Origin of the sequence: Pseudomonas brassicacearum (assembly GCF_009601685.2) — a bacterium.
Classification (GTDB): domain Bacteria; phylum Pseudomonadota; class Gammaproteobacteria; order Pseudomonadales; family Pseudomonadaceae; genus Aquipseudomonas; species Aquipseudomonas kilonensis_B.
Genome location: NZ_CP045701.2, coordinates 1,844,113 through 1,866,075, shown reverse-complemented (window position 1 = coordinate 1,866,075; position 21,963 = coordinate 1,844,113). Strand labels below are relative to the sequence as shown.

16 protein-coding genes are annotated in these 21,963 nt (G+C 61.7%); 5 read left to right on the top strand and 11 right to left on the bottom strand.

Annotated elements, in window-relative coordinates; genetic code table 11:
* Window positions 1-63 precede the first annotated feature (63 nt).
* From cmk to mtnA, 7 genes are all read right to left on the bottom strand, one after another.
* The gene (gene cmk, locus GFU70_RS08160) at window positions 64-753 is read right to left on the bottom strand and encodes a (d)CMP kinase (RefSeq protein ID WP_153387837.1); all 690 of its coding nucleotides are present in this window, start codon (window positions 751-753) and stop codon (window positions 64-66) included.
* A complete protein-coding gene (locus GFU70_RS08155; protein WP_264295993.1) occupies window positions 750-2,957 on the bottom strand; it encodes a bifunctional prephenate dehydrogenase/3-phosphoshikimate 1-carboxyvinyltransferase in 2,208 nt (735 codons plus the stop codon). The genes cmk and GFU70_RS08155 overlap by 4 nt, the downstream gene beginning before the upstream one ends.
* 28 nt (window positions 2,958-2,985) lie before the next feature.
* Window positions 2,986-4,098: a histidinol-phosphate transaminase gene (gene hisC / locus GFU70_RS08150; RefSeq protein WP_153387836.1), complete on the bottom strand. Its 1,113-nt coding sequence runs from the start codon at window positions 4,096-4,098 to the stop codon at window positions 2,986-2,988.
* Window positions 4,099-4,111: 13 nt separating this feature from the next.
* Window positions 4,112-5,206 (bottom strand): prephenate dehydratase, encoded by a 1,095-nt coding sequence (gene pheA, locus GFU70_RS08145; RefSeq protein ID WP_003199233.1) that lies wholly within the window; start codon window positions 5,204-5,206, stop codon window positions 4,112-4,114.
* Window positions 5,206-6,291, bottom strand: a complete 1,086-nt coding sequence (serC, locus tag GFU70_RS08140; RefSeq protein ID WP_058543225.1) for a 3-phosphoserine/phosphohydroxythreonine transaminase — start codon at window positions 6,289-6,291, stop codon at window positions 5,206-5,208. Before serC ends, pheA begins: the two co-directional genes overlap by 1 nt.
* A gap of 289 nt (window positions 6,292-6,580) precedes the next feature.
* Complete coding sequence (gene gyrA, locus GFU70_RS08135; protein ID WP_153387835.1) at window positions 6,581-9,253, bottom strand: DNA gyrase subunit A; 2,673 nt, start codon at window positions 9,251-9,253, stop codon at window positions 6,581-6,583.
* 446 nt (window positions 9,254-9,699) lie between these two features.
* A complete protein-coding gene (mtnA, locus tag GFU70_RS08130; protein ID WP_153387834.1) occupies window positions 9,700-10,776 on the bottom strand; it encodes an S-methyl-5-thioribose-1-phosphate isomerase in 1,077 nt (358 codons plus the stop codon).
* 106 nt (window positions 10,777-10,882) lie between these two features.
* Here mtnA and GFU70_RS08125 point away from each other — a divergent pair, with 106 nt between their 5' ends.
* The 5 genes from GFU70_RS08125 to GFU70_RS08105 all read left to right on the top strand — a co-directional run bounded on the left by GFU70_RS08125 (window position 10,883) and on the right by GFU70_RS08105 (window position 15,866).
* Complete coding sequence (locus GFU70_RS08125) at window positions 10,883-12,214, top strand: TRZ/ATZ family hydrolase (protein ID WP_058543222.1); 1,332 nt, start codon at window positions 10,883-10,885, stop codon at window positions 12,212-12,214.
* 61 nt (window positions 12,215-12,275) lie between these two features.
* On the top strand, window positions 12,276-12,974 hold the full coding sequence (gene ubiG, locus GFU70_RS08120) for a bifunctional 2-polyprenyl-6-hydroxyphenol methylase/3-demethylubiquinol 3-O-methyltransferase UbiG (protein WP_003199224.1): 699 nt from the start codon (window positions 12,276-12,278) through the stop codon (window positions 12,972-12,974).
* A gap of 4 nt (window positions 12,975-12,978) precedes the next feature.
* The gene (mupP, locus tag GFU70_RS08115; RefSeq protein ID WP_058543221.1) at window positions 12,979-13,650 is read left to right on the top strand and encodes an N-acetylmuramic acid 6-phosphate phosphatase MupP; all 672 of its coding nucleotides are present in this window, start codon (window positions 12,979-12,981) and stop codon (window positions 13,648-13,650) included.
* Between the two features lie 194 nt (window positions 13,651-13,844).
* Window positions 13,845-14,585: a YciK family oxidoreductase gene (locus GFU70_RS08110; protein WP_153387833.1), complete on the top strand. Its 741-nt coding sequence runs from the start codon at window positions 13,845-13,847 to the stop codon at window positions 14,583-14,585.
* 354 nt (window positions 14,586-14,939) lie between these two features.
* Window positions 14,940-15,866 carry a GGDEF domain-containing protein gene (locus tag GFU70_RS08105; RefSeq protein ID WP_058545007.1) on the top strand — a complete coding sequence of 309 codons (927 nt, stop codon included), beginning with the start codon at window positions 14,940-14,942 and terminating at the stop codon, window positions 15,864-15,866.
* A 151-nt stretch (window positions 15,867-16,017) separates the two neighbouring features.
* On the opposite strand, the gene GFU70_RS08100 is transcribed toward GFU70_RS08105, so the two are convergent.
* The 4 genes from GFU70_RS08100 to GFU70_RS08085 form a co-directional block, all read right to left on the bottom strand.
* Window positions 16,018-16,788: a TenA family transcriptional regulator gene (locus GFU70_RS08100; RefSeq protein WP_217501146.1), complete on the bottom strand. Its 771-nt coding sequence runs from the start codon at window positions 16,786-16,788 to the stop codon at window positions 16,018-16,020.
* A gap of 77 nt (window positions 16,789-16,865) precedes the next feature.
* A complete protein-coding gene (locus GFU70_RS08095; protein ID WP_116642923.1) occupies window positions 16,866-19,325 on the bottom strand; it encodes an EAL domain-containing protein in 2,460 nt (819 codons plus the stop codon).
* A 191-nt stretch (window positions 19,326-19,516) separates the two neighbouring features.
* On the bottom strand, window positions 19,517-21,343 hold the full coding sequence (locus tag GFU70_RS08090) for an ABC transporter ATP-binding protein (RefSeq protein ID WP_058545010.1): 1,827 nt from the start codon (window positions 21,341-21,343) through the stop codon (window positions 19,517-19,519).
* Entirely contained in the window at window positions 21,336-21,938 is a 603-nt protein-coding gene (locus GFU70_RS08085; RefSeq protein ID WP_175359758.1) for a DsbA family protein, read from the bottom strand. The genes GFU70_RS08090 and GFU70_RS08085 overlap by 8 nt, the downstream gene beginning before the upstream one ends.
* Window positions 21,939-21,963 lie beyond the last annotated feature (25 nt).

Here is a 21,963-nt window from a genome sequence, read left to right as displayed (position 1 = left end):
GGGTTAGTTTCATATAAAAGAAGCATCGCAGGACTATGACTGGTCCCCTGCGAAGCTTCCTGGTCACCCGGCGATATCGCGAATGGCGATCTCGCTCATGATGCGTTGCAGCACCTGATCGATGGACAACTCCGTGGAATCCAGCTGTATCGCGTCGGCCGCCGGCTTGAGCGGGGCTACTGCGCGCTGGGTGTCACGCTCATCGCGTGCACGGATCTCATCTAGCAGACTCGACAGGCTAACATCTTCGCCTTTGCCCTTCAACTGCAAATATCGGCGACGCGCCCTCTCCTCCGCACTGGCGGTGAGGAAGATCTTCAGCGGCGCATCGGGGAAAACCACCGTGCCCATGTCGCGACCGTCCGCCACCAACCCCGGCGGCTCCTGGAATGCGCGCTGGCGTTGCAGCAGGGCTTCGCGCACCGCGGGCAGCGCGGCGACCTGGGAGGCCCCGGCACCCACGCTTTCGGTACGGATGACGTCGCTGACTTCGTCACCTTCCAGAATGATGCGCTGGAGCTGACCGTCGGTCGCCGCAATGAATTGCACGTCCAGATGAGCGGCCAGCGCCTTGAGCAGTTCTTCGTTGGTCAGGTCGACGCCGTGGTTGGCGGCGGCGAAGGCCAGCAGACGGTACAAGGCACCCGAATCGAGCAGGTTCCAGCCCAACTGCCTGGCCAGGATCCCGGCGACGGTGCCCTTGCCCGAACCGCTTGGGCCATCGATGGTGATGACCGGTGCCTCGATGTTCACGACTGTGCCTCTTGCGCTACTCGGATACCGACCTGTGCGCACAGCGCCAGGAAGTTCGGGAACGACGTCGCGACGTTGGCGCAATCATGGATGCGAATCGGCGCGCTGGCGCGCAAAGACGCAACACTGAAAGCCATGGCGATACGGTGGTCACCGTGACCATGAACTTCGCCGCCGCCGATCTGGCCGCCGTCGATGATGATGCCGTCCGGCGTTGGCTGGCACTTGACGCCCAGGGCTAGCAAGCCGTCAGCCATCACCTGGATGCGATCCGATTCCTTGACCCTCAGCTCTTCGGCGCCAGTCAATACGGTGCGCCCTTCTGCACAGGCGGCCGCCACGAACAGCACCGGGAACTCGTCGATGGCCAGCGGAACCAGCGCTTCCGGAATCTCGATACCTTTGAGTTTAGCTGCTCGTACGCGCAGGTCCGCCACAGGTTCGCCGCCGACTTCACGCTGGTTTTCCAAGGTGATGTCGGCGCCCATCAGGCGCAGGATGTCGATCACGCCGGTACGGGTCGGGTTGATGCCGACGTGCTCGAGCACCAGGTCGGAGCCCTCGGCGATCGAGGCGGCCACCAGGAAGAATGCCGACGACGAGATGTCGCCCGGCACTTCGATGTGGGTAGCGGTCAGCTTACCGCCAGACTCGACGGACGCCGTGGCGCCATCGACCGTGACCGGGTAGCCGAAGCCGCGCAGCATGCGCTCGGTATGGTCGCGGGTCGGGGCCGGTTCGGTGACGGTGGTCTTGCCCTCGGCGTAGAGACCCGCCAGCAGCAGACAGGATTTAACCTGGGCGCTGGCCATTGGCATGGTGTAGGTCAGGCCTTTGAGCTTGTTGCCACCGCGGATGATCATCGGCGGGCGACCGTCGGCGGCCGTCTCGATGACCGCGCCCATTTCCCGCAACGGGTTGGCGACGCGATTCATCGGGCGCTTGGACAACGAAGCGTCACCGGTCAGGGTGCTATCGAAGTCCTGCGCGGCCAGCAGGCCGGACAACAGGCGCATCGAGGTCCCAGAGTTCCCCAGGTAGATTGGCCCCGGGGCCGGCTTGAGGCCGTGCAGGCCAACACCATGGATGGTCACGCGACCGTGGTGCGGGCCTTCGATGACCACCCCCATGTCGCGAAACGCTTGCAGCGTCGCCAGGGCGTCTTCGCCCTCGAGGAAACCTTCCACCTCGGTCACGCCTTCGGCCAGGGAGCCGAGCATGATCGAACGGTGGGAAATCGATTTATCGCCCGGTACACGAATACGCCCACTCAGGGAGCCACCAGGTTGTGCCAGGAAAATCAGATCGTTGGAGTTCATAGCGTCCACATAGGCCCGACGGGCCAGGATTTTACTGAAATGCTCGCGGGCCACCCTGGCGCGTGTGAAAACGCCCAGCAATTGGTGCCCGTCCCCTGCATCGACCGCGTCGCGCAAGGCGTCGAGGTCGCTGCGAAATGTATCGAGTGTGCGCAAGACAGCTTCGCGGTTGGCGAGGAAGATGTCGTGCCACATGACCGGGTCGCTTCCAGCGATTCTCGTGAAATCGCGGAAACCGCCGGCAGCGTAACGGAAGATCTCAAGATTTTCATTGCGTTTGGCCAACGAATCCACCAGGCCGAACGCCAACAGGTGCGGCAAGTGGCTGGTGGCCGCCAACACTTCATCGTGACGCTCGACCTGCATGTGCTCGACATCGGCGCCCAGCTCGCGCCACAAACGGTCCACCACCGCCAGCGCGGCTGGATCCGTCTGGTCCAGCGGCGTGAGGATCACTTTGTGGCGACGAAACAGCTCGGCGTTGGAGGCTTCCACCCCGCTCTGCTCGGAACCGGCAATCGGATGGCCGGGCACGAAGCGCGCCGGCATCCCGCCGAAGGCCTCAGTGGCCGCACGCACGACATTGCCCTTGGCGCTGCCGACGTCGGTCAGGATCGCTTGCCCCAGGTTCATGGTGGCCAGACGCGCCAGCAGTTTTTCCATGGCCAGGATCGGCACCGCCAATTGGATCACGTCCGCGCCCTGGCAAGCGATCGCCAGGTCTTCTTCGCAACGATCGACCACCCCCAACTCCACGGCCAGCTTGCGCGACTGCGGATCCAGGTCAACACCGACCACCTCGCGGCACAGGCCGCTTTCGCGCAAGCCCTTGGCAAACGAACCGCCAATCAACCCCAGGCCGACCACCACCAGGCGACCGATCATAGGGGCAGCACGTTGCAGCGAAGTGACATCAACCACGAGCCAGAACCTTGCTCAACGCCTCAAGGAAACGGCTGTTTTCCGCGGGCAGGCCGATGGTGATGCGCAAGTGATTCGGCATGCCGTAGTTGGCCACCGGACGTACGATTACACCTTCGCGCAACAGCCCCTGGTACACCGGTGCGGCGACACGCCCCAGGTCGACGCAGATGAAGTTGCCTTTGGATGGAATCCAGCTCAAGCCCAGCTCACGGAACCCCGCTTCCAACTGCTGCATGCCGGCCGCGTTCAGGCGGCGGCTTTCGGCCAGGTAAGCCTCATCCTGCAAGGCGGCGCAGGCGGCGGCCAGGGCGAAGCTGTTGACGTTGAACGGCTGGCGCACGCGGTTCAGCACATCGGCCACCACGGCGGTGGACAGGCCGTAGCCGACCCGCAGCGAAGCCAGGCCATAGGCCTTAGAGAACGTGCGCGAAACCAGCAAGTTCGGGTAGGCCGCAAGGAAATCCAGGCCATCGGGCAAATCACTGCCTTCGGCGTATTCGATGTAGGCCTCGTCCAGCACCACGAGCACGTGCGCGGGCACGTCTTGCAGGAAGTCGTCCAGGGCCTGGGCATCGAACCAGGTGCCGGTCGGGTTGTTCGGGTTGGCAATGAAGACCACCCGCGTGTTGGCGTCGATGGCGGCCAGCATGGCCGGCAGATCGTGCCCCCAGTCCTTGGCCGGAACCACATGGGCATCGGCACCCACGGCCTGGGTCGCGATCGGGTAGACCGCAAACGCGTGCTCGCTGAACACGGCGTTGAGACCTGGTGCCAGGTAGGCGCGCGCCACCAGCTCGAGAATGTCGTTGGAGCCATTGCCCAGCGTGACTTGGTCCAGCTCGACACCACAGCGCTCGGCCAGCAGGCTTTTCAAAGCGAACCCATTGCCATCGGGGTAACGGGTCAGCTCGGCCAGTTCGTCGCGGATCGCCGCCAGTGCCTTGGGGCTCGCGCCCAACGGGTTTTCGTTGCTCGCCAACTTGACGATTCTGGCCGGATCCAGGTCCAGCTCGCGGGCCAGTTCGTCCACGGGTTTGCCCGGAACGTAAGGCGAGAGTTGTTGCACGCCTGGCTGAGCCAGAGCGAGGAAGTTGCCACTCATTTGCTATCCGCCCTTAAAGAACTGCCTTGGGGTAGGAACCCAGCACCTTGAGTGCCACTGCTTCCTGACTGATTTTCTCCAGCACACCTTTTACCAGCGGATCGCGGTGGTGGCCGACGAAATCGATGAAGAACACGTAGGTCCATTTACCGCTGCGCGACGGACGGGTCTCGATCCGCGTCAGGTCGATACCGTTGTCGTGGAACGGCACCAGCAGTTCATGGAGCGCGCCGGGCTTGTTGCTCATGGAAACGATGATCGAGGTTTTGTCGTCGCCGGTCGGCGGTACTTCCTGGCTACCGATCATCAGGAACCGCGTGGAGTTGTCCGGGCGATCCTCGATTTTCTCGGCCAGGCGAGTCAGCCCGTACAGGCCGGCTGCCATGTCGCCGGCAATCGCCGCCGAGTTCCATTCACCCTTGACCCGCTTGGCCGCTTCGGCGTTGCTCGATACCGCTACGCGCTCGACGTTCGGGTAATGGGCGTCCAGCCACTTGCGGCACTGGGCCAACGACTGGGCGTGGGAGTAGATCCGGCTGATGCTGTCGGTCTTGGTGTTCTCGCCGACCAGCAGGTGATGGTGGATACGCAGCTCGACTTCGCCGCAGATCACCATGTCATGTTCCAGGAAGCTGTCCAGCGTGTGGTTGACCGCGCCTTCGGTGGAGTTCTCCACCGGCACCACGCCGAAATTCACCGCGCCGGCCGCCACTTCACGGAAGACTTCGTCGATGGCCGCCATCGGCTTGCTGATCACGGCGTGACCGAAGTGCTTCATGGCTGCAGCCTGGGTGAAGGTGCCCTCCGGGCCCAGGTAGGCGACTTTCAGCGGCTGCTCGAGCGCCAGGCACGACGACATGATTTCGCGGAACAACCGCGCCATCTCTTCGTTACCCAGCGGCCCCTTGTTGCGCTCCATGACACGCTTGAGCACCTGAGCTTCACGCTCAGGACGATAGAACACCGGCACTTCGCCTTCGGCCAGGGAGGCCATCTTCACCCGGGCGACTTCCTGGGCGCAGCGCGCGCGCTCGCTGATCAGCTCCAGGACTTTTTCGTCCAGGGCATCGATGCGCAGGCGCAGCGCCTTGAGTTCTTGCTCAGACATCAGCCATGTTCCTTCTCGAACTCTGCCATGTAGGCGATCAACGCATTGACGGCGGTGATGTCGACGGCATTGTAGATGGAGGCGCGCATGCCACCGACCGAACGGTGGCCCTTGAGGTTCAACAGGCCACGCTCGTCGGCACCGGCCAGGAACGGTTTGTCCAGACGGTCGTCGGCCAGGCGGAACGGCACGTTCATCCACGAGCGATCGGTCTTGTTGATCGGGTTGCTGTAGAGGCCGCTGGCGTCGATGAAGTCATACAGCGTGCGCTGCTTCACTTCGTTGAGCTTACCGATGGCTTCGACACCGCCCTGCTCCTTCAGCCATTCGAACACCAGGCCGGAGAGGTACCAGGCCAGGGTCGGCGGGGTGTTGTACATCGAGCCGTTGTCGGCCGCGACCTTGTAGTTGAGCATGGTCGGGCACAGGGAACGGGCACGCCCCAGCAGGTCTTCACGAATGATGCTGACCAGGATGCCGCTAGGGCCGATGTTTTTCTGGGCACCGGCGTAGATCATGCCGAAACGGGAGATATCCACAGGGCGCGAGAGAATGTCCGAGGACATGTCGGCCACCAATGGAACGTCACCGGTTTCCGGGATCCAGTTGAATTCCAGGCCACCGATGGTTTCGTTCGGCGCGTAGTGAACGTAGGCCGCGTCCTTGGACAGCTTCCATTCGTTCTGGCCAGGGATCGCGAAATAGTCGTAGGGCTTGGCGGTGGCAGCCACGTTGACGTGACCGTAGCGCGAAGCTTCTTCAATGGCCTTCTGCGACCAGATACCGGTGTCGATGTAGTCGGCCTTGCCACTTTCGGGCAGCAGGTTCAGCGGAACCTGGGCGAACTGCTGGCTGGCGCCGCCCTGCAGGAACAGCACCTTGTAGTTGGACGGGATGTTCAGCAGATCACGCAGGTCCTGCTCGGCCTTGGTGGCAATGGACACGAACTCATCGCTGCGATGGCTCATTTCCATGACCGACAGGCCCTTGCCGTGCCAGTCGAGAAGTTCACCCTGGGCACGCTTCAGGACCGCCTCAGGAAGCGCCGCCGGGCCGGCACAGAAGTTATAGGCTCTCTTGCTCACATCCAATCTCGCTCTGATCTGGTGGTTCACGCAATTAATACGGTATCAGGTGGTGCGCATTGTGGACCTAGGGCGAGAGAGCAAAGGTGTGGGAGCAAGGCTTGCCCGCGATAGCAGACTGTCATCCAACATTGATGTTGACTGGTCTACCGCCATCGCGGGCAAGCCTTGCTCCCACAAGCCTTGCTCCCACACAAGCCTTGTTCTCACAAAGCTGCAATTTGATACGAAATTTCAACCGGAACAAACAACAAGGGGGCGAATCTTCATCCGCCCCCTGCGTGTCCGCTTAGTCCTGCGGTTCTTCTTCGTCTGCGGCAGCGTCGAGCGATTGGTCGCCGGTCACGTCGTCGACATCGGCACCCAGGGTGCCGTCGAACGCCACGCCGTTCTCACCTTCCTCGCCTTCCAGTTCCTCGCCTTCGACTTCCGATGGCTCCTGGACTCGCTCAAGCCCTACCAGCGTTTCATCACTGGCCAGCTTGATCAGCGTCACGCCCTGGGTGTTACGGCCCAGGCTCGACACTTCGGCGACTCGCGTACGCACCAGGGTACCCTGGTCGGAAATCAACATGATCTCCTCGCCATCGAGCACCTGGACAGCGCCAACCAGACGACCGTTACGGTCGTTGCTGACCATGGCGATCACGCCCTGGCCGCCACGCTTGTACTCAGGGAACTCGCTGATGGCCGTGCGCTTGCCATAACCACGGGCCGAAGCGGTGAGGATCTGGCTGCCTTCTTCGGGGATCAGCATGGAAATCAGCTTCTGGCCTTCGGGCAGGCGCATGCCGCGCACACCGCGGGCGGTACGGCCCATGGCACGCACGTCGGATTCCTTGAAGCGAGTGACCTTGCCACCGTCGGAGAACAGCATGACCTCACGCTCGCCGTCGGTGATGGCGGCGGAAATCAGCACGTCGCCTTCGTCCAGCTCCAGGGCGATCAGGCCGACGCTGCGCTGGCGGCTGAAGGATTCCAGCGGGGTCTTCTTCACGGTGCCTTTGGCGGTGGCCATGAAGATGTAGTGACCTTCCGTGTATTGCTCCACCGGCAGCATGGTAGTGATGTATTCATCGCTATCGAGCGGCAACAGGTTGACCAGCGGACGACCACGGGCAGCACGGGATGCTTCCGGGATTTCGTAGGTCTTGAGCCAGTACACCTTGCCTTTGCTGGAGAACAGCAGCAGCGTGGTGTGGCTGTTGGCGACCAGCAGGTGAGCGATGTAGTCCTCGTCCTTGACGCCGGTCGCCGACTTGCCTTTGCCGCCGCGACGCTGGGCCTGGTAGGCGGCCAGCGGCTGGGTCTTGGCGTAGCCGCCGTGGGAAATGGTCACCACGCGCTCTTCTTCCGGGATCATGTCACCCAGGGTCAGGTCCAGGCGCGCATCGAGGATCTCGGTGCGGCGCACATCGCCGTATTCGGCGCGGATCACTTCCAGTTCTTCGCGGATCACTTCCATCAGGCGCGTGGCGCTGTTGAGGATGCGAATCAGCTCGCCGATCTGGTTGAGGATTTCCTGGTACTCGGCCAGCAGCTTCTCGTGCTCCAGGCCGGTCAGGCGGTGCAGGCGCAGTTCCAGGATGGCTTGCGCCTGTTCCGGGGACAGGAAGTACTTGCCTTCGCGCAGGCCGTATTGCGGATCGAGGTTCTCCGGGCGGCACGAATCGGCGCCAGCGCGCTCGACCATGGCCACCACCGCAGAGGACTCCCAAGGGGTGCTGATCAGCGCTTCCTTGGCTTCCGACGGCGTTGGCGAGGCCTTGATCAAGGCAATCACCGGGTCGATGTTCGACAGGGCAACGGCCTGGCCTTCGAGAATGTGACCACGCTCGCGAGCCTTGCGCAGCTCGAACACGGTACGGCGGGTAACCACTTCGCGACGGTGACGCACGAAGGCTTCCAGCAGGTCCTTGAGGTTCAGGATCCGCGGACGGCCGTCGATCAGCGCAACGATGTTGATGCCGAACACGCTTTGCAGTTGGGTCTGGGCGTAGAGGTTGTTGAGGATCACCTCAGGCACTTCGCCACGACGCAGCTCGATCACGACGCGCATGCCGTCCTTGTCGGACTCGTCACGCAACTCGGTGATGCCTTCGAGCTTCTTCTCTTTCACCAGCTCGGCGATCTTCTCGATCAGGCGGGCCTTGTTCAGCTGGTACGGCAGTTCGGTGATGACGATCTGCTGGCGGCCACCGACCTTGTCGATGTCTTCGACGGTGGAGCGGGCGCGCATGTAAATGCGGCCACGACCGGTGCGGTAGGCCTCGATGATGCCGGCGCGACCGTTGATGATCGCGGCGGTCGGGAAGTCAGGGCCCGGGATGTACTGCATCAGCTCATCGACGGTCAGCTCGGGATTGTCGATGAGGGCCAGGCAACCGTCGATGACTTCACCGAGGTTGTGCGGCGGGATGTTGGTCGCCATGCCTACGGCAATACCGCTGGAGCCGTTGACGAGCAGGTTCGGGATACGGGTCGGCATGACCGCCGGGATCATTTCGGTGCCGTCGTAGTTCGGCACCCAGTCCACGGTTTCCTTGTGCAGGTCGGCCAGCAGTTCGTGGGCCAGCTTGGTCATGCGCACTTCGGTGTATCGCATGGCCGCGGCGTTGTCGCCGTCCACGGAACCGAAGTTGCCCTGGCCGTCTACCAGCAGGTAGCGCAAGGAGAATGGCTGGGCCATACGAACGATGGTGTCGTACACGGCAGTGTCGCCGTGGGGGTGATACTTACCGATCACGTCGCCGACGACACGGGCAGATTTCTTGTACGGCTTGTTGAAGTCGTTGCCCAGCTCGCTCATCGCGAACAGTACGCGCCGGTGCACGGGCTTCAAGCCATCGCGCGCATCCGGCAGCGCCCGCCCGACGATCACGCTCATTGCGTAGTCGAGGTAGGACTGTTTCAGCTCGTCTTCGATATTGACCGGGAGGATTTCTTTGGCCAGTTCGCCCATGAGAAGCCTGATTCCTTTTTCTGGTGAAACCTCGTCACATCCAGATGGGACGAACGAAGCTCGCCGCTGCAGAACAAATGCCGTGCAGCGACTTACGACAAATCAACGAGTTATGCCACGGATCTGCGCAGTAAAGGCCACCTCGCGAGGCAGCCTTGGAAACCGCCGGATGTTATCACAAGAGCCGCCACGCACCTATCCCCCAGATGCGCATGGTGCGTAGTTAGTTGACCGGTGACAGGCTGATATGGGATCAGAGGGGCTTAGAAGCGCTTTGGATGGAGAATCAGGGTGCAAATGCAAGGGTTTTTTTGCCCCTAAGGGCCTTTACGCGAGCAAGCCCGCTCCCACAGGGGATTTTTTGTGTGCCAGAGATATCGGCCACAACACATTCCACTGTGGGAACGGGCTTGCTCGCGAAGGCGATGGATCAGACATTCCAAACTTCAGTGCAACCGCTTGCGGCACATCAACTGCGCCAGCTTGGCGGTGTCCGGGCGTTCGATGATGCCCTTCTCCGTAACGATGACGTCGATCAAATCCGCCGGGGTGACATCGAACCTCGGGTTGAAGGCGTCCACCTGCGCGCCAAGCCTCTTGCCACCGATTTCCAGCAGTTCACGCCCGTCGCCCTCCTCGACCGGAATGTCATCACCACAGGCCAAGCTCATGTCGATGATCGAACTCGGCGCCACTACCATGAAACGCACGCCATGGTGCATGGCACAGACCGCCAGTTGATAGGTGCCGATCTTGTTCGCCACGTCGCCATTGGCGGCGATGCAGTCGGCACCAACGATCACCCAAGTCACACCCTTGGTTTTCATGATGTGGGCAGCGGCGGAATCGGCGTTGAGGGTCACCGGGATACCCTCGCGGGCCAACTCCCACGCCGTCAGGCGTGAGCCTTGCAGCCATGGACGGGTTTCGTCGGCATAGACGCGCTCCACCATGCCTTCGATATACGCGCCACGGATCACCCCCAAGGCCGTGCCGAAGCCGCCGGTCGCCAAGGCGCCGGTGTTGCCGTGGGTGAGGATGGCCTGGGCATTGCCCTGGTGCTTGCGGATCAGGTCGACACCGAGCTGGGCCATGGTCAGGTTGGCTTCGCGGTCACTCTCGTGGATCGCGATGGCTTCGGCCTCAAGCACCGACAGCGGCTCGGCGTGCCCTTTCAAGCGCCCTAGCCGGTCGCGCATCCGATCCAGCGCCCAGAAGAGGTTCGCCGCCGTTGGCCGGGCCTGGGTCAGCAAGGCAAAATCGGCCTCCAGCGCCGCTTGCCAGTCACCGCCCTCGGCCATCCTGGCCCGCGCCGCCAGCACCACGCCATACGCCGCACTGATGCCGATGACCGGCGCGCCGCGCACCGCCCTCGAGCCAATGGCCTCGGCCACATCGGCGGCACGGGTGCAAGCGATCCAGCTTTCCTCGAACGGCAAGCTACGCTGGTCCAACAGGTACAGGACGCCATCACGCCAATCGATGGCCTTCACCTTCTCCGCAGCCAATAGTCGATCGCGCATCCTTCACCCCGCACTCATGAACAAAAGCCGCCGATTATAGCGATCCCTCCGCGAAGACGCTCGGGTATACTTCGCCATCCTTTATACCCCATGGAACCGCTCCACGATGCCCAAGCCTGCCGTTGCGCTCGACTTATTATTGCTGCCGACCTGGTTGGTGCCTGTCGAACCCGCCGGTGTAGTGCTCAAGGATCATGGCCTGGGCATTCGCGACGGCTGCATCGTGTTCATCGGCCCACGGGCAGAAGCCCTCAAGTGTGACGCCGCCCAGGTCCGAGAGCTGCCCGGCATGTTGCTCAGCCCCGGCCTGATCAATGCCCATGGCCACGCAGCCATGACCCTGCTCCGCGGCTTGGCCGACGACTTGTCCTTGATGACCTGGCTCCAACAGCATATCTGGCCGGCGGAAGCCAAATGGGTCGATGAAGATTTCGTTCGCGATGGCACCGACCTGGCAATCGCCGAGCAGATCAAGGGCGGCATCACCTGCTTCTGCGACATGTATTTCTATCCCAAGATCGCCAGCGAATGTGTCCACGACAGCGGTATTCGTGCGCAAATCGCGATTCCGATCCTCGACTTCCCGGTCCCCGGTGCCGCCAGCGCCGACGAAGCCATTCGTCAGGGCATCGAGTTGTTTGGCGACCTCAAGCACCACCCCCGGCTCAAAGTTGCATTCGGCCCGCATGCGCCCTACACGCTGAGCGATGAGAACCTGGAGAAAATCCGCGTGATCGCCGAGGAACTGGACGCGGCCATTCATATGCATGTTCACGAAACCGCCTTCGAAGTGCAGCAGGCTGTGGATAACACCGCGGAGCGACCGCTGGCGCGCCTGGGACGACTTGGCCTGCTGGGGCCACGCTTTCAGGCCGTGCACATGACTCAAATCAGCGACGAAGACCAGGCCTTGCTGGTAGAAAGCAATTGCAGCGTGATCCACTGCCCCGAATCGAACCTGAAGCTGGCCAGCGGTTTCTGCCCGGTGGAACGCCTGTGGCAGGCCGGCGTCAATGTTGCCCTCGGCACCGACGGTGCGGCGAGCAACAATGACCTGGATTTGCTCGGCGAAACCCGCACCGCTGCCCTGTTGGCCAAGGCCGTCGCCGGCTCGGCCACGGCCCTGGATGCCCATCGGGCGCTGCGCATGGCCACGCTCAATGGCGCCCGGGCGCTGGGCATCGAAGCCACTGTCGGCTCGCTGGAAGTGGGCAAGGCCGCCGACCTGGTGGCCTTCGATCTGTCGGGCCTGGCCCAGCAGCCGATCTATGACCCGGTGTCGCAGTTGATTTATGCCACCGGCCGCGATTGCGTAAAACACCTGTGGGTGGGCGGCAAGCCGCTATTGGAAGATGGCCGACTGACCCGCATGGACGAATCCAGACTGATCGCCACGGCCCAGGCCTGGGGTCGCCGCATCAGCGGCCACGACGAATAACCACGCCCCTTGAGCCACGGCTCGGGGCACCTGATTTTTCAAGCTTTTCGAGGATCTGCACATGAGCAACGTCGACCACGCCGAAATCGCCAAATTCGAAGCCCTGGCCCATCGCTGGTGGGACCGTGAAAGCGAATTCAAACCGCTGCACGACATCAACCCGCTGCGGGTCAACTGGATTGACGAACGGGTCAACCTCGCAGGCAAAAAGGTGCTCGACGTCGGTTGTGGCGGCGGCATCCTCAGCGAAGCCATGGCCCAGCGCGGCGCGACGGTGATGGGCATCGACATGGGCGAAGCGCCGCTGGCGGTTGCACAACTGCATCAACTGGAGTCGGGTGTCAGCGTCGAATACCGGCAGATCACCGCCGAAGCCCTGGCCGAAGAAATGCCCGGCCAATTCGACGTGGTCACCTGCCTGGAAATGCTCGAGCACGTGCCAGACCCGTCATCGGTCATCCGCGCGTGCTTTCGCATGGTCAAGCCGGGCGGCCAGGTGTTTTTCTCCACCATCAACCGCAACCCCAAGGCCTACCTGTTCGCCATTGTCGGCGCCGAATACATCATGAAGCTGCTGCCTCGCGGCACTCACGACTTCAAGAAATTCATCCGCCCCTCCGAACTGGGCGCCTGGAGCCGTGCGGCCGGGCTGACCGTCAAGGACATCATTGGCCTGACCTACAACCCGCTGACCAAGCACTACAAGCTGGCCGCCGACGTTGACGTCAACTACATGATCCAGACCCTGCGCGAGGAGTAAGTCGATGCGTCTCAAAGCGGTTCTCTTCGACATGGACGGCACGCTGCTCGACACCGCGCCAGATTTCATCGCCATCTGCCAGGCCATGCGCGCCGACCGTGGCTTGCCACCGATGAACACGCAACACATTCGCGACGAGATTTCCGGCGGCGCCCGGGCGATGGTCGCGGTGACCTTTTCCATGGACCCGGAATCACCGGGGTTCGAGGAACTGCGCCAGGAGTTCCTCGACCGCTACCTCAAGGGGTGCGCGGTCCACAGCCACTTGTTCGACGGTATGGCCCAGGTGCTGGCCGATATCGAAGCGGCCAACCTGATCTGGGGCGTGGTCACCAACAAGCCGGTGCGCTTCGCCGAACCGATCATGCAGCAACTGGGCCTGGCCGAACGCTCGAAAGTGCTGATCTGCCCTGACCACGTGACAAACAGCAAGCCAGACCCGGAACCGCTGACCCTGGCGTGCAAGCTGCTCGACCTGGACCCGGCCAGCGTGCTGTTCGTGGGTGATGACCTGCGGGACATCGAGTCCGGTCGCAGCGCCGGCACCAAGACCTGCGCAGTGACCTACGGCTACATCCACCCGGACGACAACCCCAGGCACTGGGGCGCGGATGTGGTGATCGATCACCCATCGGCGCTGCGCGAGGTGCTGGATAACGCGTTGTGCAGTTGCTGATGTGACTGTGGTTGTAGTGAAGGAATTCATGTGGGAGCAAGGCTTGCCCGCGATGAAGGCAATACGGTCTTTCAGGAATCGAGGCGCCTGTTTCGCGAGCAAGCTTTGCTCCCACAGCCTGCCCCCACATAGCGGGGATCAATCCCCTCGCCACAACAGCTTCTGCCAACAGATTGATTTTCTGAGGTTCTTTTATGTTTGATTATTCCGCCCGCCCCGACCTGCTCAATGGCCGGGTGATTCTGGTCACCGGCGCCGGTCGCGGGATCGGTGCCGCTGCCGCGAAAGCCTACGCTGCCCACGGTGCCAACGTGCTGCTGCTGGGCAAGACCGAAGCCAACCTGACCCAGGTCTATGATGAAATCGAAGCGGCCGGTCATCCGCAGCCAGCGGTGATCCCGTTCAACCTCGAAACCGCGCTGCCTCATCAGTACGATGAACTGGCGGCCATGATCGAAACCGAGTTCGGTCATCTGGACGGCCTGCTGCACAACGCCTCGATCATCGGCCCGCGTACCCCCCTGGAACAGTTGTCCGGTGAGAATTTCATGCGGGTGATGCACGTCAACGTCAATGCGATGTTCATGCTCACCAGCACCTTGCTGCCCTTGCTCAAGTTGTCCAAGGATGCGTCCGTGGTGTTCACCTCCAGCAGCGTCGGGCGCAAGGGCCGGGCGTATTGGGGCGCCTACGGCGTGTCCAAATTCGCCACCGAAGGGCTGATGCAGACCTTGGCCGACGAAGTCGACACCGTCGCCGCCGTGCGCGCCAACAGCATCAACCCCGGCGCCACCCGCACCAGCATGCGCGCCCAGGCCTACCCGGGGGAAAACCCGCTCAACAATCCGACACCCGAGCAGATCATGCCGGTCTACCTGTACCTCATGGGCCCGGACAGTTCCGGCGTCAATGGCCAGGCGTTCAACGCGCAATAAGGGCCCCGGCCTGCGTCGCGGCGACTTACCGTCGCGACGCAGGCCTTATTCGAGGCCCAGCCAGGCGAACCGCCAAACCCACGGCGCTGGAAATGTCGCGACTGGCCATTAATACATTGATTGCTAATCAGTTTTTATTGAAGTGAACCGAATGGCACGACTTTCGCTCTAAATATCCTCAAACACGCCATGTTCGGCGGGTAACGGACATTGAGACGGGGTTTATGCCTGACAGGGAAAGCGGACTAAACTTAGCTCAATTGCCCTACGGGACTGAAGGACCAGTAAGACGCGCAGCCCAAAGCCGCCACACCCAACCTGCCAGGACAGATTTAGCTTAGGGGCTAACGCCATATGAAAACGCCCACCCAGATCAACGCGATTGACTTCGACAGCGCCAAATTGAAGCGTCTGGGTCTTGGCCAGCCATCGCCGCTCGCGGCACGCTCCGTCAGTCTTTCGCAATTGCGTCAGCAACTGAGCCTGCAACTGCAGACCAGTCTGGAGCCACAGCGAATCCTCGGTCTGTTTTTCCGCGAAATCCAGCGACTGGTGCCCCTGGATGCGTTGGCCTACCAGCACAAATCCAGTGATCTGCGCCTGGAGTTCGGGCAACGCGGGCATCACACCCTCACCTATAACCTCAGCCATGAAGGCGAGCACCTGGGTGAACTGGTATTTCGTCGCAACCAGCGCTTCACCGAAGCGGAACAGAGCGACCTTGAATCCATCATGTCGACGCTGCTGTATCCAATGCGCAACGCGCTGCTCTACCGCGCCGCCACGCAAAGTGCCCTGCGCGATCCGCTGACCGGTACCGGCAACCGCATCGCCATGGACCAGACACTGATGCGTGAAATCGACATGGCCAAGCGTCATTCGCAACCCTTGTCGGTGCTGATGCTCGATATCGATCATTTCAAGCGCATCAACGACAGCCATGGTCACGGCGTTGGCGACGAAGTGCTCAAGGCCGTGGCCGAGTCGATCAAGAGCCAGCTGCGCAACGTGGACATGGTGTTCAGGTTCGGCGGTGAAGAGTTTCTGATCCTGCTGGCCAATACCAGCCGGGATGCTGCAGCCATGGTCGGTGAACGACTACGTAACGCCGCCCAGACCCAGGACTATTTCGCCGCTGGCACAAGGATCGAGCTGACGGTCAGCCTGGGTTGCGCCACCCTGCTACCGGGGGAATCATCGGAAAGTCTGCTGAGAAGGGCCGACAGCGCACTGTACGTGGCCAAGCGCGAAGGACGTAATCGACTGGCAATGGCAGGCTGAAAACAACCACAGACGCCAATAACACAGAAATCCCTGTGGGAGCGGGCTTGCTCGCGACAGCGGTCTGGCAGTCAACCTCCCCGTCGACTGTCAGACCTCTTCGCAAGCAGGCTCGCTCCCACACTGGGTTACCTATCCGCAGCGATGCAAATCAGCTTTCCGCCAATGCCAGGCGCTCGCGGGTGGATGAGGACTTGCTCACCGTCTCCGACTGCTCCAGTTGCATGCAACGTTCCAGGAACAGGTACATGTAGTCATAGCTCTTGCACACGGCCTGGCGCAGCTCCGTTTGCAGGGCCTTGCTCGGGTTCATTCCCGCCAGCGTACAGATGATTTCCAGGGCTTCCCAAGGATGGGCATCGTCATACTGGGCGTGCATCTTCAGCCATTTCATGGCTCGCTTGCGGTCTTCCTCGGCGAAAGCGGCCGCATACACACCGCTGGAACACACCAGCGCCGACCACTCGCCCGTGGCCCCCTCAATGGCATAGTTGGTCGCGGCAATGGCCACGATCAGCGAGTCCGAGGAACTGGTGTGCCAACACCAGTGGCTCAAGGCATGCAGCTCAGGCGGCACATGCTGGGCTTGCAGGTCTTCGAGGGTCACGCCATGGGCGGCGCTCCAGTTGACCCAGTAGTCGGCATGGTTGAGTTCGACACGAATGTTACGCATCAGCCAACGACGCGCCATGTCCTCGCCGGGGTGGCGGGCAAAACGAGTCTTGGTGAGGTTCTGTGCCATGTATAAAGCGAACTGTTCGACGACCGGCCAACCACCAATGAGGTAGTGGCGCATGGTCTTGGCGCTGAGCTTGTTGTCGCGCATGCGCTGGTACAGTTCGTGTTCGACAACCCGGCGCTTGCTCTCGCTGCAATCGGTAATGAGCTGCTGTGCCCATTTCGGATAGCTCGTGGCGTCCATGAGCGGGCCTGTTCGGTTGAATGTGTCGATCACTGTCGGGCTCCTTTTGATTGTGATTTTCCGGATCAACAAGAGGTTCAGCGGAACGTGCCGGGGGCCTTGAATAACAACGGCTGGGGCCGGGCCGGCCGACATTGCAACGTGTCGCAGGTAAACAATTGCGGGCGTTCGATCACATACCCCTGAGCGTAGTCCACCCCTATCTCAAGCAATGCCTGCTCGATCTGGGCGGTTTCAACAAACTCGGCAATCGTGCGCTTACCCATGACATGGCCGATGTGATTAATCACTTCGACCATTGCACGGTTAATCGGGTCGTCCAGCATATCCTTTACGAAACTCCCGTCGATCTTCAGGAAGTCTACAGGTAAATGTTTCAGGTAAGCGAATGAAGACATTCCGGCGCAAAAGTCATCCAGCGAGAAATAGCACCCCAAGCCCTTGAGTTCATTGATAAAGCGGATCGCACTGCCCAAATTCGAAATAGCGCTGGTTTCTGTAATTTCAAAACAAATCATTTCTGGCGGAATCGAATAAGCCGCGAACTGTTTACGCAGGAAGTCGAGGAACGCCTGATCTCCGATAGTCGTGCCTGACAGATTGATCGCACACATGGCCATGGGCCCCTGTCGGGAATCATTCAGGCACTGGCGGATGATCTTGAAGACATTCTCCACCACCCAGCGGTCCAGGGAGGTCATCAGGCCATAGCGTTCCGCGGCGGGAATGAAACTGTCCGGCAGGATCATCCGTCCGGCTTCGTCATGCAGGCGCAGCAGGATTTCAATGTGCCCGCCGCCGTGGTCGCCCGGGCCCAGCGCGGCGATTTCCTGGGCATAGAGGCAGAAGCGGTTTTCCTCCAGGGCCATGTGCAGGCGCTGGACCCAGGCCATCTCGCCAAAGCGCAGGGACAGCTCCGAGTCGTCGGCATGATAGACCTGGACCCGGTTGCGCCCCTTTTCCTTGGCCATGTAGCAGGCCATGTCGGCAGCCCGCAAGGACGCCTCCAGGGTCGTCGGCGTCTGGGCGATATGCACCAGGCCGATGCTCACGGTGGTGACGAACGGCCGGCCCTTCCAGACAAAGTGCAGGTTCTGCACGGTCTGGCGCAGCCCTTCGGCGATCTTTTCCGCCGCTTCCGGTGAACAGTTCTCCAACAAGATCCCGAATTCATCCCCGCCCAGCCGGGCCAGGGTGTCGTTTTCCCGCAGCCCTGATTGCAGCAAGGCGCAGATGTGACGCAACAATTCGTCACCGGCGGCATGACCGCAGGTGTCGTTGACCAGCTTGAACTGGTCCAGGTCGAGAAACATCAAGGCATGGCGCCCGACCTGGCGAGTGAGGTTGTGCAAGGCCTGCTCGAGGCGATACTCGAATTCCCGGCGGTTCGCCAGGCCAGTCAGGGCGTCATGGGTGGCCTGCCACGACAGGTTGGCGATGTATTGGCGTTCCTGGGTCATGTCATGCAACACCAGCACGGCGCCGCTGACCTTGCCTGCATGACGGATCGGCGCGCCCACCAGGGTGACCGACACGGTGCTGCCATCCAGGCGCTGGATCAACTTCGAATGTTCACTGGCACCGCTGAGCCGACCACTGAGAATGTGCTCGATCAGGGTCAACCCCTCGCTCTGGGCATTGTCATCGAGCAAATTGAACAGCGCGGCCAGGGGCAAGCCGGTGGCGTGTTCAGCCTTCCAGTGGGTCATCGCTTCGGCAGCGGGGTTCATGTAGGCGATGGCACCCTCGACGTCGGTGGTGATGACCCCATCGCCAATGGATTGCAGGGTGATCTGCGCCCGCTCTTTCTCCATCTGCAGCGCATTGGCGAACACCTGCCGCTGGGCCAGCAATTTATGGGTCCGCAACAACGCCAGGACGATCAACCCCAGGGCCGTGGCGAAATTGGTCACCAGCAAGAGCCGCAAGATGAAACGCGAGCCCTCGCCCAGTGCATCGCTGAATGCCTTGGCAGCCGGAGTGACGGAGTCGTTGATCGCAAAAATCTGCGCCTTCCAACCGCGGACATCCACCTCCGACGCCTGGCCTGCGGAAATGCTGCTGTGCATCTGCTGGGCGACGTTATCCAGCTCGATCAGGTAGCCGTCGCCCACCGTCCAGAGATCAATGGCCTCTTCCAGGTAACTGAAGTGGCGAAAATTGAGGTACAACCAGATCACGCTGGACACGTCATCAGGATGGTTGCCGCCTTGGAGAATCCCGGCCCGTGCTGCTTCGAGATCCGGCGGTTCGCGGTCCAGCGCCACCCGCAATTCATGGCCGCCCTCAGGGACGGCGATGGCTTGCTGGTATTTGCGGAAAATCGCCTCGTCGCGGCTGTCGGCGTAGAGGTTGAGGTAATAGATGGCGTCTTTCTGGCCCTTGGACCAGAGACTCTCCCCCGCCACATAGCCGCGAACGGCGGACAACACATAAAGGCTGACGCCGCCAAGCAATGCCTGAAATAGCACGACGGCGATAAAGGGCCAGACGATGCCCAGCAGCCGTGGTGTTCCGAGAGTCTGCTTTTGCTTCATGAGGTCCCTTGCACACAGGTATTGCCGGACGAACACCCGCCAGAATTCCGCTCCTGACTCAATAGCCTAGGCTAGTTTTCAACCCTTCGAATGAATGGATGAACAGAACGATAGACTTTGCGTGGAATTCGGAAAAATCGGCGTGCTTGCCTGCTTTTTTCCGATACTAAGCGCAGAAATGCGCAGGAAACTCAAGGCTGCTGAATCTGTTGCAAATGACCGTAGAGTCGAGCGTAAAGGCCACCTTCGGCAATCAGTTGCAAATGGTCGCCGTCTTCGGCGATCTGCCCACCGTCGAACACCAATACCCGATCGGCCTGTTTTACCGCCGAGAGCCGGTGGGCGATGATCAGCGTGGTGCGGGCGCTCAAAAAGCGCGCCAGTGCCTGGTGAAGGTTGTACTCCGTGGCGGCGTCCAGGGCCGAGGTGGCTTCGTCGAGAATCACCACCCGTGGGTCGGCCAGTACCATGCGGGCGATGGCCAGCCGTTGACGCTGCCCACCCGACAGCCGCACCCCGGAACGCCCCACGACGCTTTCCAGGCCTTGGGGCAGCGCCCGCACGGTAACATCGAGCTGGGCGATTTCCAGTGCCCGCCAGCAGTCGTCGTCACTGCATTCACGGCCCATGGCGAGGTTGGCCCGTACCGTGTCGTTGAACAGCGCTGGATGTTGCAACACCACTGCAACATTCTCCCGGATGGTCTCCAGGCCGATCTCCTGTTGCGTGGCACCACCGAAGCGAATGCTGCCCGACTGTGGCGTGTACAGCCCCAATAACAACTGCACCAGGGTGCTCTTGCCACCGCCGCTGGCGCCGACGATGGCGACTTTCTCGCCCGGCGAGATGGACAGGTTCAACTGGTTGAGCACCAGTTCCTCGCCGTACCCGAAACTCAACCCCTGAATCTCGATGCCCACGGTGTCACGGCCCTTGAACGGATCGATGCCGCCCGCGTACTGCGGCTCGTCGGCCCGGGCCAGCAGTTCATTGATCCGGTTCAAGGCACCGCCGGCGGCGTAATAGGCGTACTGCAAGTTCAACAGTTGCTCGACCGGCCCGATCATGAACCAGAGGTAGCTGAACACCGCCAGCATCTGGCCGATGGACAGGTCGGAAAAGACCACGGTGAGCATGGCCGCCGCGCGAAAAATATCGATGCCGAACTGGAACAGCAAACCACTGGCGCGGTTCGAGGCATCGGTTTTCCACTGCGAACTCACGGCGTAATCGCGGACCTCCTTGGCGCGCATCCCCAAGCGGCCAAGGAAATACCCCTGGCGGTTACCGGCGCGCACTTGCTGGATGGCATCCAGGGTTTCGGTCAAGGCCTGGGTGAAACGCGAGGTGCTGTCGTTCTCCAGTTTCTTGAGGTGCTTGACCCGCTTGCCCAACTGCACCGTAGCGTAGATCACCAGCGGGTTGAACAGCAGGATCAGCAGCGCCAGCTCCCAGTGCATCCATACCAGGATCCCGGCAGTGCCCACCAGGGTCAGCATCGCCACCAGGAAACGACTGAGGGTTTCGCCGATGAATTTGTCGAGGGTGTCCAGGTCGGTGACCAGGTGGGCCGCCACGGTGCCACTGCCCAGGCTTTCATACTCGCCCAGGGAAATGCGCTTGAGACGTTCGATCAAGCGGATGCGAATGCGATAGACGATGTCCTTGGCCAAGCGGGCGAACAAACGCGCCTGCACCACGTTGAACAGCAAGGCGCCACAGCGCAGGGTCAGGGTCACCAGCAACATCAGCCCGATATAGCCGGCAGCGCGCTGCCAGCCCATGGGCAACGCCTGGTTCATGACTTTCAGGGCCGCATCGCCATGCCCCAGCAAGACTTCATCCACCAGCAAGGGCAACAGCAACGGGATCGGTACGCTGCACAGCGTCGCCAGCACGGCCACGCCGTTGGCGATCCACAAGGCTTTTCTATGCTTGAGGGCCAGGCGACGGATTTCTGCCCAGCTCAACCGGTCGATGCGCTGCGAGGCCGATGGATCTGGCGGCCGGTCAGGCACAGGCCGCGCGCTCCAGCCAGCGGCCAAGCAAAGGCGACAGTTGGCTCAAGGGCTGGTAACCGTTGGTCAGCAAGGCCAACTGGCCATCACGCTCGGCCAACAGTGTGGGGAACCCGGCAATGCCCAAGTCCTGCACCCAGGTGAAGTCCGCAGCGGTAGCCGCATGTTGATCGGCGCGGTCGAAGGTCGCGGCGAATTCGATGCGTGGCAGCCCGGCCTGTTCGGCCAACTCAACAAGGACGCTGGCGTGGGTCACGTCGCGGCCTTGCACATAGAAAGCCTGCTGGATCAGCTTCACCAACTTCCAGGCCAAGTCAGGGGCCAGGCTGCGGGCCGTCACCAGTGCCCGGCAGGCAGGCTCGGTGTCGTAGACAAAACCGTCCGGCAACGCGCCTTCAAGCGTGAAGGGCTGGCCGGTGGCCTGGGTGACGGCCTGCCAGTGCTCAAGAATGTAGCGCCGGGTGGTCGGCTCCAGCGCCGAACCGCTGCCGGTGCGCAAACCGCCCACCACCAGGTGCAACTCCACCCCCGCGGCCTGCGCCTGCTCTACCAACGCCTCGGCCACCGGCGCAAAGCCCCAGCACCAGGAACACATCGGGTCCATCACATAGAGCAGGCGT